The organism is Mitsuaria sp. MSU3D (assembly GCF_056867975.1).
Window position 1 is genome coordinate 5,692,090 of the sequence record NZ_CP200314.1, and the last position, 11,899, is coordinate 5,703,988.

Genomic DNA, 11,899 nt, shown 5'->3' on the forward strand with positions numbered 1-11,899 from the left:
CCGCCGGGACCTCAGCCCTTGGCGTTCGCCGGCGCCAGATGCTTCTCCAGGAAGGCCAGCATGTCGCGGTAGTAGCGCATCTGGACGGCGCGCGACGACCAGCCGTGGCCCGTGTTGAGCGGCAGCCATTCGACGGCCTTGCCGTGCCGGCGCAGCGCCTTCAGCATGGACTCGCTCTGTTCCCTCAGCACGCGCTGGTCGTGCCAGCCGTGGACCAGCAGCAGCGGCGCCTCGATGCGATCGGCGTTCCGGAGCGGGGAGACCGCGTCGAGCGACGCCTTGGCCGTGTCGGGATCGCCCACCAGCTGTCGCCAGGCCCGGCGCGACGCGGCAGTGGAGTCGTCTCCCCAGTTGTTGGCCATCTGGGTGGCCAGGTCGCTGATGCCCGCGAAGCTGACGCCGCAGCGGTACAACCTGGGCGTCTTCACCAGGCCCCACATCGCCGCATAGCCGCCGTAGCTGGTGCCCACGATGGCGATGCGCGCGGGATCCGCGATGCCGCGCCGGATCAGGTCCTGCACGCCGTCGGTGATGTCGTCCTGCATCGCCAGTCCCCACTGGCGGTATCCGGCACGCAGGAAGGCGTCGCCGAAGCCGGTCGACCCGCGGAACTGCGGCTGGAACACGGCATAGCCCTGCGCGGCGAGCAGTTGCACCTCCGGGTCCCAGCCCCAGTGGTCGCGGGACCATGGTCCTCCGTGGATCAGCACCACCATCGGCGCCGGCCCCTGGCCGGCCGGCCGCGTGAGGTAGGCGGGCACCTTCAGGCCGTCGCGGGCGGCGTAGCGGTAGGCCTGGGTCGGGCGCATGGCGGCGGGATCGATGTCGGGCATCGCCACCCCGACCTCCGCCATGTGCATCGTCGCCGTGTCGAGCGAGTACCAGCGGCCCGGATCGACGTCGCTGAAGCTGTGGACCAGTACGTGGCCGCTGAGCTTCGCGCCCTCAGGCTTGGCGTCCTCGTGCTTGGTGCGGAGAAGGACGTTCACAGTGTCCGGCAGGGCCGCATCGACGGCTTTCTGCAGGCGGGCCCAGCGGGTGTCGAACCAGATCCTCTCGGGCTTGAGTCCTCCGGTGGACACGGACTCGAAGGTCGACGAGTCCCGATCGGAGAAGCCGAGGATGTCGTCGGTCTCATGGCCCGCCATGAGCTCGCCGAGCGCGCGGCGGGCCGTGTCGTAGCGGAACACGGCATAGGCGTCGCGGTCCCCGCGGGAACAGACGGCCAGCGTGCCGTCCTCCAGCGCGCGCATCGGTGTCCAGGCGGGCAGGTCGGCCCTCTCCTGTTCCAGCTGTTCCCACTTGCCGCCGGCGGAGCGGTACCACTGGGTCCAGACGATATCGCCGGACCAACGCGAGCTCTTCAGGGTGGTCGCCGCGCGCAGCCGGCCGTCGGCGTCGAAGGCCGTGTGGACGAGTGTGTCGGGCAGATCGATCGCCTCCGTCATGCGCGCGCCGCTGCGCAGGTTCACGGTGTGCAATGCCTCCTTGTCGGACAGCAGCAGCCGTTCGGTGCCGTCGGGCGCATCGGCCAGCCGTTGCAGGAACTCCCCATCCAGCCTGCGGATCAGCGTGCCGTCCGGCTTCATCACCAGCGAGACGCCACGCGTCGTCCGCAGGATCAGCAGGTCGGGGCCGATCCAGTGCACGTCGCGGGCGTGGCCGTCGATGCGGGCGCGCCAGCGGTCGGCCTCCCGGGTGTTGGGCGTCACCGAGTGCGCCTTGCGCGTCGTCAGGTCGAGGACGAAGGCGAGCGGCATGTCGGCGGCGTATCCCACCGCGGCCAGGTACCGGCCGTCGGCGGAGAGGCTGGCGCGCCCCATGGTGTGGTCGGCGAAGAGCGTCGCCAGCGAGGTCCGGCCAGGGCCTGTCGTCGTATCGGCCGTGTCGGCGGCATCTGTCGGCACGGGGCCGGAGGCCGATGCGGGATCGGCCGCCCACGCAGGCAGCAGCGTATTCAGCGCGGCGGCGGCGAGCCATTGACGGCGCGCGGGCGAGGGCACCGCGGCAGGGGCGTCGCTCGCCGGCGACTCATTCGGTTCGATGGGCATGGGCGGGCACTGTAGGGCGCGCGCCCGTCGCGTTTACGCTCCCCGCCTGGTCGTTTTCCCGGAGCCGCTCTCCGTTGTGAGCGCAGCGCGACAACGAGCGTGACTGATGTTGGTGGGAATTCAAACGAGCCTGACCGACATCGGCTAGTCGTGGCTCTCGCGGCGTTCGTTGTCGAAGCGACGACATTGGTCCCGTGGGGAAATTCAAGATCGGCCGGAATACATCGACCGGTCTTGTTCATCAGAATGACAACGTGTCCATCCACATCAAGACGTGGGGTCAGGTGCTCGACGACAACCGGGCCCGCATGCAGTTCTTCCAGGAACGGCTGGCCTACCAGGCCGACAAGGGCGCAGCGCTCAAGCATCTGCATGAGCGCTATTCGAGCTACCTGGAAGGAGTCATGGACCCCGACGAAGTTCAGTCGCAGCCAAGCACTTCGAGGACCTTCCTTCAGCCTGAAGCTGCGGCGTCCCCGGGATAAGAGACGCCACGACCTCAGCGCGGGCGATCGCTCTCACACGCTTTGAGCGCCGCCTTGCGGGCCTCGTGGATCGCCTGGCCGATGGCCGGGCCCTTCTTGCCCGCCGCCAGCGCGGCCGAAGAGATCGCCGCCTGATCGACCGACTGCACCGCCCGCAGATCGTGCAGCAGCGCCGCGCGCTGCGGGTAGGGGCGGTCGCGCAAGCCCGCGCGCCCGCGGGCGTCGCACTCGCAGGCCAGCAGCAACTGGGCGAAGCGCTCCGGCCGGCGCAGCGCGTCGCTGCGCTCGATCAGGCGCAGGCGCGCCTCGGCGCTGAAGTCGAGGCTCTGGTGCACGTGCGTGTGTTCGCGCGCGACCAGCTCGGCGAGCTCCTTGCAGTCCGACGGAACCCGCCAGCGCTGCGACAGCGCCGCCGCCAGTTCGACGCCGCGTGATTCGTGCTTCAGGTGGCGCGGCCATTCCTCCTCGGGCGTCGTGCCCTTGCCGAGGTCGTGGCACAGCGAGGCGTAGCGCACCGGCAGCGGCGCCTCGACGCGCGCGCATTCCTCCAGCACGAGCAGCATGTGGACACCGGTGTCGATCTCCGGGTGGTGCGCCTCGGGCTGCGGCACGCCGAACAGCCGCTCCAGCTCCGGCGCGATGCGCGCCAGCGCGCCGCTGTCGCGCAGGATCTCGATCATCCGCGCCGGGTGGCCTTCCATCAGGCCGCGGGCGACCTCCTGCCAGACGCGCTCGGCGACCAGCGCGTCGGCTTCGCCAGCGGCGACCATGGCGCGCATCAACGCCATCGTCTCCGGCGCCACCGTGAAGTCACCGAAGCGGGCCGCGAAACGCGCCAGCCGCAGGATCCGCACCGGGTCCTCCGCGAAGGCGTCCGAGACGTGCCGCAACACGCGCGCCTCGAGGTCGCGCCGACCGCCATAGGGGTCGATGAGCGTCCCGTCCTCCGCCTGGGCCATGGCGTTGATCGTCAGATCCCGGCGTGCCAGGTCCTGTTCAAGCGTCACATCGGGGGCCGTGTGGAACTGGAAACCGTGGTACCCGGCAGACGTCTTGCGCTCGGTCCGGGCCAATGCCACCTCTTCATGGGTCACGGGATCCAGGAAGACCGGGAAATCCTTGCCGACAGGAAGAAAACCCTTGTCGATCAACGACTTGGGCGTTGCGCCGACCACGACCCAATCGCGGTCCTGCACGGGCAGTCCCAGCAGGGCGTCCCGGACAGCCCCCCCAACGAGATACATCTGAACACTCATGTTGCGGCGCAGCATCCCCGATGAAGGGGATAGCTAAAGTAGTCTCTCTATCCGTATATTCACCAATGCCACCTGCACACCAGTGTCTGTTCAAACAGGCCAACTACCGAGAGAGACGTTGTAGTCAGGCAGGCCGGCATAGCAGTAGGGAGTATCTTGAATGAAGTCTGTTCTTCTCCTCCTGCTGGGCGGAATTGGTCTCGCCGCCCAGGCGCAGGAGCAGCAAGCGCCGGACACGAACTCCGTGCACGTCGCCGCTGACACCAGTTTCACCCGGCAGAGCCAGCCCGCCCCCGCGCAGCTGGCAGATGTCAACGAACAAGAGGGCGCGGACACCGTCGTGCCGTCCTTCGTCTCCGAGCCCACGAACCAGGCCATGATGCTCGGCGGCCTTCTCGCCGCAGGTTTCATGGTCCGCCGCCGCCGCGACCACTGATTTCGCGTCGGCCCACCTCGCCGCTTTCCGCCGCCTGCCCGCACAGGCAACGGAAGGCGGTTTTTCATTTCAGGGCTTCAAGACCGGTACCGGTCCGCTGACGTCGCGGTAGGGCTCTTCGAAGTCCAGGAAGTCCTTCTCCGCCATCGCGTCGGCGATCCACTCGCGCACGCCCGGCGCCGCCTGCACGGCGTCCGTGTAGGCCGTCAACGGCGCGGGCAACGGCAGTCCGTAGCGCGTCACCCGCATCACCACCGGCGCGAAGAAAGCGTCCGCCGCGCCGAATTCGCCGAACAGGAAGGGGCCGCCGCTCTGCGTCAGCGCGTCGGTCCACAGTTCCACGACGCGAGCGAGGTCCTTGCGCAGGCCAGCCTCGGTCTGCAGCAGCCGTGCACCGACGGTCGTCAGGTCGGCGTCGATGTTCATCATGCAATGGCTGCGCAGATGGCTGAAGCCGCTGTGCATCTCGGCGCAGAGGCAACGCGCCCGTGCGCGCTGGCGGGCGTCGCGCGGCCAGACGGCCTTGTCGGGGAAGCGGTCGGCCAGGTACTCGACGATCGCCAGCGAATCCCAGACCGCGAGGCCGTCGTCCACCAGCACCGGCACCTTGCCGGCCGGCGTGACCGCGCCGATCTCGCGATAGAAGGCCGAGTCGGGCGTGAAGTCGAAACGGACGATCCGCTCCTGGAAATCCATGCCCAGTGCCTTCATCAGCACCCATGGGCGCATCGACCAGGACGAGTAGTTCTTGTTGCCGATGATCAGCTGCATGCGGAAAGCTCTCTGCAAAGGGGAAGGGCGCCGTCGCCGGCGCGCCGGGGTCAGTTCGTGCCGTTGGCCGGGATGTCCGGCGCCGACGCGGCGGCCGGCCCGATGACGCTGCCGAGCCGGTCGCGCAGCACGATGCCGCGCTCGCGGCCCATCAGCTGCGCGTAGATCGTCGCGTTGGACAGCACCTTGCGCACATAGTCGCGGGTCTCCCAGATGGGGATGTTCTCGGTCCAGATCGCGGCGTCCAGCTGCGGACCGTCGCGCCAGCGGCGCGGCCGGTTCGGGCCGGCGTTGTAGGCCGCCGCGGCCATCGCCTGCGAGCCCTCGAAGCTGTCCATCACCAGCTTCAGGTAGCCGGTGCCCAGGCGCAGGTTGGTGTCGCGGTCATGCAGCATGTCGGGCTTGAAGTCGACGCCCAGCTTCCTGGCCGTCCACTTCGCGGTGGCCGGCATCACCTGCATCAGGCCGCCGGCGCCGACATGCGAGCGCGCGTCCATCATGAAGCGCGACTCCTGCCGGATCAGGCCGTAGACGTAGGCCGGGTCCAGACCCACCGCCGTCGATTGCTTCAACACGTCCGCGCGGTAGGGCATCGGGAAGCGCTGGGCGAGGTCGATCTCGGTCTTCGTCCGCTCGCTGGTCTGGATGCAGCGCTCCCAGAGCTCGCGTTCGCAAGCGGCCTGCGCGATCGACAGCAGCTCGCGATCCGACAGGCCGCGCAGGCTGAAGTTCCATTCGCGCTGGCCTTCGCTGCGCAGGCCCACGGCGAGCAGCATCAGCGCGCGCTGGATGCCCGGATTCGCCAGCCCCTGCGCGCGCTCCGGCGCCGTCAGATCCGCAGGCGTCGGCGGCAGCGGCAGGCGCAGCTTCAATTCGTCGGCGGCGAGCTTGCCGTAGAAGCTGAGCGGCGAGGCGATCGCGCGCAGCGTCTCCTGGGCTTCGCGGCGCTGGGCGTCACCGGACGGGCCGGTCGGCGCCAGTTGCTGCTGCGCCTTCGCGCGCCAGTACTGCCAGGTGATGTCCTTCTGGTCCGACGGCTTCATCAGCGCGATGGCCGCGATCAACTGCTCCGGCCGGCTCGCGCCCGCGTCACCGCGCAGCGCGGCGCGCGCCATCCAGCTGATCGTGTCGTCGCTCCATTCGACCGGGCCGAGCTTGGCCTGCAGCTTGATCGCGCGATCGAAGTGCTCGTTGGCCTCGTCCTTCAGCCGCAGCGCCGCCTGTCTGCCGTACTGGGCCCAGAGCCACGCGGACAGGTCGTTGGGCAGCTTGGCCGCCCAGCGGCGCACGTCGTCGTCCGCCTTGTCGTAGTCGGTCGCCAGCAGCCGCATCAGCGCCAGCATCGTCAGCTCGGCCTTGGCGCGCGGCGAGGCCGCGGCCTTGCGCTTCAGGTAGCGGTCCGGCTTGTCCATCAGCTCGGCCAGCGCCTCCTGGTCGGGCTTGGACAGCAGCGCCCCGGCCTGCTTCACCGCGCGGGGCTTGTTGGTCTCGACGATGAAGCGCAGCTTGCGCCAGACGTCCGAATCCTTGAACTGGCCGTTCTCGTGCAGCGTGGCCGCGAGCATGTTGCAACCCTCGTCCGCATCGCGTTGCGCGAACCAGGCGGCGCGCGCGGCGTCTCGCAGGTCGCGCCCCGGCGGATCCGCGAGCAGCGCGTAGCAGGCGACTTCGCGGTCGTCCTGCATCTTGTAGGCGGCGTGGTCGCGGCGGAAATTGGCCCAGTCGCGGCGATGTCCCAGCTCCAGCAGCCAGTCGTTGCGCAGCCGGTCTTCGACGTAGGCGCCCGGCCAGCGCGCATAGAACGCGTTGAGCTCCGGCTGCTGCGCCTCGGACAGGCGGGCGTTCAGCTCCCAGTAGTCGAACCAGGGCGCGAGCGGATGCTGCTGGTCGAAGGCGACCTGCCGCATCGCGGCCAGTCGCGAGCGGTCCCGGACGCGCCAGGCCTCGCGGGCATCGGTGACCAGGTCCGGCAGCGGCGGAAGGGGGTTGGGCACGACGTTGAAGGTCGTGGTCGATTGCGCGAGCGCTGGCGGGGCCGTGACCGCGGCGGCCACGCAGAGGGCGCCCACGGCCCCCAGGGCGCCGACGGTGGCCGAGACGGTCACGGTGGCGGAGGCGAGGGCGGTTACAGTGATCCGAGCGAACTTCATGCCGACCTGCGATGAGTGACTCCCCCACGGCTCCCGAAGCCGCCGGCACAACCGGCAAGACCTGGCCCCATGAGCGAAGCGAATTGCGTCGCGCCTTGCTGGCGCGCCGCCGCGAATGGTGGGCCGGTGCCGAGGCGCGTCTCGCCGCCGACAAGCTGGGCGAGCAGCTGCTTCCGCTGCTGCGCCAGCTCGAGCCGCTGACCCTCGGCCTCTATTGGCCCCTGGAGGGGGAATTTAACGCAGCGGCCTGGGCCTCGACCCACAAGCTCGGGGGAGAAATGCAATTGGCGCTGCCCTTCGCGCGTAAAGCCGGCGACCACGGGCCGGCGTCGATGACGTTCCGGCGCTGGGACGGCCAGGAACCGACGGTGAAGGACGAGTGCGGCATCCCCAGCTCGACCGGTCCCGTGCTGGTGCCGGAGGTGCTGCTGGTGCCGTGCCTGGGCTACACGCGGGAAGGTTTCAGACTCGGCTACGGTGGCGGCTACTTCGACCGCTGGATCGAGGCGCACCCCGGCGTGACGACGATCGGTCTTGGATGGCGCTGCTGCGAGGCGACCTTCGAGGTCCAGCCGCATGACCAGGCATTGACCGTCGTGCTGACCGAACGCGAACTGATCGCGCCCTGAGCTCGGGCCGGGCCTGGGCCGATCAACCCGAGTTCTCGTCCACGGGCGGATCGGGCTCGCCGATCGCGCGGCGCGTGAGCGCGGCGTGTTCGCCGATCCAGCGCGCGAATTCGACGACCTCGGGCCGCGCCCGCCCGTGCTCCGACATCATGAGCCAGTAGACCGTCGGGCAGTCGGTGCGGCCGGCCTCGCCGAAGGGCTCGACCAGCTCGCCACGCTCCAGCGCTTCGTAGATCAGCGGCAACCGGGCCAGCGCGACCGCCTGGCCGGACACCGCCGCCTGGATCTGCTGGTAGGTGAAGTTCAGGTACATCCAGCGCCGCGGCTGCAGGTCCGGCGCGCCGTGCAGCGCCAGCCAGCGCCGCCAGCTCAGGAACAGGCCGCTGGGACGCTGGTCGTCCTCCTCGGCCAGCGTGTACTGGCGCAGGTCGGCCGCCTGGCTCAGCGGCGGTCCCTGGCCCTCCTGCGCCTGCTTGGCCACCCAGGGATTCACGACCGGCGTCAGCATCTCGCCGAACATCCGCTGCGCCGAGGGCGCCACCCGGTTCGGCGCGGCGTAGCGCAGCGCGACGTCGAATTCGCTGTCGTCGATCTCGACGAGCTGATCCAGCGCCGAGACGCGGATGTCCATGTCCGGATGCTCGCGCTGGAAGGCCTCCAGCCGGGGGATCAGCCACAGCGACGCGAAAGAGGCGAAGGTCGTCACGTTGACGACGCGCCGGCCCCGCGTCGAGCGGATCTGGCGCACCGTGCTGTCCAGCCGCTCCAGCATCGGCTCCACGGCCGACAGCAGCAGCTTGCCGTCCGGCGCCAGCTCGACGTGGCGGGTGCCGCGCAGGAAGAGCGTGGCGCCCAGTTCCTCCTCCAGCGACCGGATCTGGCGGCTGATGGCGGATTGGGTGAGGTAGAGCTCCTCGGCGGCGGCGCTGAAGCTCAACCGCCGGGCGACCGCCTCGAAGGCGCGCAGCGAACCGACGGCGAGCGGGCGATGACGGGGCGGATTCATGCGTGGATGGTATCAATCGACGCGACAAGACTCATTGGACCATCGTGCGGGTCAACCCTAGTATTGCACCATGTTCACGAGGAAGGCCGCCGGTGCGCGGACCGCCCGGCGGACAAGGAGCAGATCATGAATGTCATGCAAAAGTCATCAATCCAGGTCAGCCGCGACGACGCCGCGTGGACGTTGTCGCAGGGCGAGGCCATGAGCCTGCCCATCGGCCCGGGCCGCCGTGAACTGCATGTGCTCGACGGTCGCGTCTGGGTCACGCAGCGCGGCGACCTGAACCTGCCGGCGCAGGACTTCTGGCTGTCGGCCGGTGAAACGCTGGAAGTCGCCAGCGGCACCGAGCTCGTCGTCGAAGCCTGGCCGACCGCCCGCTTCCAGCTGATGGTGCCGCCGCAGGCTTGCGCCAACAAGCCGGCGCGGAGCGTCGTCAGCCGCCTGCCTTCTTTCGGGCAACTGTTCGGCCAGCGCCTGGCGAACGCTTGACCGCAGGAGCCGCCGTCGTGACACCCTTCAGCGCCTTGACCGGCTTCTCCGTCCTGACGGTCCTGGGCTCGGCGCTGGTGCCGGCGCTCTTCTTCGGCGTCCTGGCCTTCGGCTTCGCGTTGGCGGAGCGCAAGGCCGACTCCATCGCCAGCCGCCCCCAGGGCAGCATCAGCGCGGGCGACTCCAGCGTCTCCTCCGGCGGCCGGAAGTAATTCAGGCTGGCGACCTCCTCTCGCCCGTCCTTGCCGGTCTTCGAATACCGGAACGGCTCGCAGCCGGCGTCCACATAACGCGACTGACTGACGGCGTCGGCCTTCAGGTAGAGCTCGTCGCGACTGATGATGGCCAGGAACAGGCCGTCCACATACAGCCCGAAGCCGCCGAACATCCGCCGCGCCAGCACCGGCCCGAGCGGGGCCAGCAACTCCATGCAGTGATTCGCGAAGTCCGCGCCGGCGCCGGTGAGGTGCCGGACGGTTCCCGTGGTGGTGGTGCGTGCCATGGCGCCGACTCTAGATCAGCGCTGGCGCCCTGTCCGCGAGGCGGCCACAATGGTCCGCTCCAGGGCCCGCCGGGTCCTCCAGGGAAGGCGAATGGGCTGGATGGATCCGAACGACAAGCTGCCGATCTCCGAAGACCGCCAGGCGCTGCGCGAGCGCCTGATCCGCGAACGCCTGGACCTGCCGGGCCGCCTTGAACTCGCCGACGTCGTGCAGAGCGTGCTGCGCGTCTGGCTGATCGGACGCAAGGAAAAGCGCATCGCCGCCTACTGGCCGATCAAGGGGGAATTCGATCCGCTGCCGGCGCTGTACCGCTGGAGCGAGGTCGACGGCGACCGTCGCATCGGCCTGCCCGTCGTCGATCGCGAGGAAGGCCGGCTGCGCTTCCACGTCTGGTACCCGGGCTGCCCGATGGAAGAGGACGCCACCGGCATCACCAAACCCAAGGACACCGAGGCCTTCGATCCGCAGTTGCTGCTGCTGCCCTGTCTGGGCTACGGCCCGGGCGGGATCCGCATGGGTTACGGCGGTGGCTTCATGCTGCGCACCATCGGGCAGATCCAGCCGCGGCCGGTGGTCGTCGGCGTGGGCTTCAGCCACGGCTTCCAACCGACGCTGACCGCCCAGCCGAACGACGTGCGGCTCGATGCGATGCTGACCGAGATGGGGGTCGTCTGGGAGAATTCCCGCGCATGAATCCCGCCTCGAGTTCTGCCGTGAGCCCTGCCATGAGTTCCGTTGATCCCCACGCCCTGAACGCCCTCTACACGGCCCACCTCGCGGAGCAGCAGCGCCGCACCGAACACGCGCTGCAGCGCGGCGGATTCGACGCGCTGCTGATCGCCTCGGGCATCGAGAAGTTCGCCTTCCTCGACGACCGGCCCTACGTCTTCCAGCCGAATCCCCACTTCAAGCTGTGGGTCCCGCTGATCCGTCATCCGGACAGCTGGCTGGTGATCCGGCCGGGGCACAAGCCGCGTCTCGTCTACGTACAGCCCGAGGACTACTGGCACGTGCCGCCCGAGGCACCGAGCGGCTTCTGGGTCGACCACTTCGAGCTGATCGTCGTGCGCAAGCCGGAGGAGGCGCTGCCCTATCTGCAGGTGCCCGGCACGCTGGCGATCGTCGGCGAAGCGGACGCGGCATTGGGAGACATCGTCCCGAACAATCCGCCCGACGTGCTGAACCCGCTGCACTACGCGCGCGCCGCGAAGACCGACTACGAGCTGCTGCGCCTGCGCGAGGCGTCGGCGCTGGGCGCCAAGGCGCATCTGGCGTCGCAGCGCGCCTTCCGCGACGGGCGGTCCGAGGCGGCCATCCACAACGCCTATCTGGACGCCTGCGGCTTCGCGGAGCGCGACCTGCCCTACGGCAACATCGTCGCGCTCAACGAGCACGCGGCGGTGCTGCACTACCAGTACCAGGACCAGCGCGCGCCGTCGCAATCGCTGTCGCTGCTGGTGGATGCGGGCGCGCACAGCTGCGGCTACGCGTCGGACATCACCCGCACGACCGGCAACGGCGACGCGTCGTTCCAGGCGCTGATCGATGCGATGGAGGCCTCCCAGCTGCGGCTGGTCGACCGCGTGCGCGCGGGCGTGGACTATCGCGACATCCACCTGGACTCCCACCGCGAGATCGCCGGGGTGCTGCGCCAGCTCGGCATCGTGAAGATGGACGAGGACGCGATGGTCGCGCAAGGCGTGACGTCGACGTTCCTGCCGCACGGCATCGGCCACCTGCTGGGCTTGCAGGTCCATGACATCGGCGGCTTCATGGCCGGCGAGGACGGCGGGACGATCGCCAAGCCGGAAGGCCATCCGTACCTGCGCCTGACGCGCGTGCTGCAGCCCGGCATGGTCGTGACGATCGAGCCGGGCCTGTACTTCATCCCGATGCTGCTGGACAAGCTGCGCGCGACGCCCGCGGCGGCGAACGTGGATTGGGCGCTGGTGAAGCACCTGAGCGCGTTCGGCGGTGTCCGCATCGAGGACGATGTCGCCTGCCGCGAAACGGGCGCGCCGGAGAACCTGACGCGGGACGCGTTCGCGGCGCTGAGCTGACGCGGCGAGAGGCGCTCGCTGTCGGGCAATGAAGAAGGGGTCCTGACGGACCCTTTCTTTCAT

12 protein-coding genes are annotated in these 11,899 nt (G+C 69.4%); 6 read left to right on the forward strand and 6 right to left on the reverse strand.

Annotation, left to right across the window (positions count from 1 at the left end; translation table 11 throughout):
* Nucleotides 1-11 precede the first annotated feature (11 nt).
* A complete protein-coding gene (locus AC1VNM_RS25130) occupies nt 12-2,051 on the reverse strand; it encodes an alpha/beta hydrolase family protein (RefSeq protein WP_483108703.1) in 2,040 nt (679 codons plus the stop codon).
* A 254-nt stretch (nt 2,052-2,305) separates the two neighbouring features.
* On the opposite strand from AC1VNM_RS25130, the gene AC1VNM_RS25135 reads away from it, so the two are divergent.
* A complete protein-coding gene (locus AC1VNM_RS25135) occupies nt 2,306-2,536 on the forward strand; it encodes a hypothetical protein (RefSeq protein WP_483108704.1) in 231 nt (76 codons plus the stop codon).
* A gap of 14 nt (nt 2,537-2,550) precedes the next feature.
* On the opposite strand, the gene AC1VNM_RS25140 is transcribed toward AC1VNM_RS25135, so the two are convergent.
* Nucleotides 2,551-3,780: a multifunctional CCA addition/repair protein gene (locus AC1VNM_RS25140; protein ID WP_377157983.1), complete on the reverse strand. Its 1,230-nt coding sequence runs from the start codon at nt 3,778-3,780 to the stop codon at nt 2,551-2,553.
* A 172-nt stretch (nt 3,781-3,952) separates the two neighbouring features.
* Here AC1VNM_RS25140 and AC1VNM_RS25145 point away from each other — a divergent pair, with 172 nt between their 5' ends.
* Complete coding sequence (locus AC1VNM_RS25145; RefSeq protein ID WP_377157982.1) at nt 3,953-4,228, forward strand: hypothetical protein; 276 nt, start codon at nt 3,953-3,955, stop codon at nt 4,226-4,228.
* 69 nt (nt 4,229-4,297) lie between these two features.
* Here the strand turns inward: AC1VNM_RS25145 and AC1VNM_RS25150 are convergent, their stop codons facing one another.
* Nucleotides 4,298-4,999: a glutathione S-transferase family protein gene (locus tag AC1VNM_RS25150; protein WP_483108705.1), complete on the reverse strand. Its 702-nt coding sequence runs from the start codon at nt 4,997-4,999 to the stop codon at nt 4,298-4,300.
* A gap of 50 nt (nt 5,000-5,049) precedes the next feature.
* Complete coding sequence (locus AC1VNM_RS25155; protein WP_483108706.1) at nt 5,050-7,149, reverse strand: lytic transglycosylase domain-containing protein; 2,100 nt, start codon at nt 7,147-7,149, stop codon at nt 5,050-5,052.
* 11 nt (nt 7,150-7,160) lie between these two features.
* Between AC1VNM_RS25155 and AC1VNM_RS25160 the strand changes: the two genes are divergently transcribed.
* Entirely contained in the window at nt 7,161-7,778 is a 618-nt protein-coding gene (locus AC1VNM_RS25160) for a 5-formyltetrahydrofolate cyclo-ligase (protein ID WP_483108707.1), read from the forward strand.
* Between the two features lie 22 nt (nt 7,779-7,800).
* Here AC1VNM_RS25160 and AC1VNM_RS25165 read toward each other — a convergent pair whose 3' ends face one another.
* Complete coding sequence (locus AC1VNM_RS25165; protein WP_377157978.1) at nt 7,801-8,784, reverse strand: LysR family transcriptional regulator; 984 nt, start codon at nt 8,782-8,784, stop codon at nt 7,801-7,803.
* Between the two features lie 126 nt (nt 8,785-8,910).
* Between AC1VNM_RS25165 and AC1VNM_RS25170 the strand changes: the two genes are divergently transcribed.
* Entirely contained in the window at nt 8,911-9,273 is a 363-nt protein-coding gene (locus AC1VNM_RS25170; protein ID WP_377157977.1) for a DUF2917 domain-containing protein, read from the forward strand.
* On the opposite strand, the gene AC1VNM_RS25175 is transcribed toward AC1VNM_RS25170, so the two are convergent.
* Nucleotides 9,218-9,775, reverse strand: a complete 558-nt coding sequence (locus AC1VNM_RS25175) for a TfoX/Sxy family protein (protein ID WP_483108708.1) — start codon at nt 9,773-9,775, stop codon at nt 9,218-9,220. The genes AC1VNM_RS25170 and AC1VNM_RS25175 overlap by 56 nt on opposite strands.
* Nucleotides 9,776-9,875: 100 nt before the next feature.
* Here AC1VNM_RS25175 and AC1VNM_RS25180 point away from each other — a divergent pair, with 100 nt between their 5' ends.
* Nucleotides 9,876-10,469: a 5-formyltetrahydrofolate cyclo-ligase gene (locus AC1VNM_RS25180; RefSeq protein ID WP_483108709.1), complete on the forward strand. Its 594-nt coding sequence runs from the start codon at nt 9,876-9,878 to the stop codon at nt 10,467-10,469.
* A 32-nt stretch (nt 10,470-10,501) separates the two neighbouring features.
* Nucleotides 10,502-11,836 (forward strand): Xaa-Pro dipeptidase, encoded by a 1,335-nt coding sequence (gene pepQ / locus AC1VNM_RS25185; protein WP_483108710.1) that lies wholly within the window; start codon nt 10,502-10,504, stop codon nt 11,834-11,836.
* The last annotated feature ends 63 nt before the right edge of the window (nt 11,837-11,899 follow it).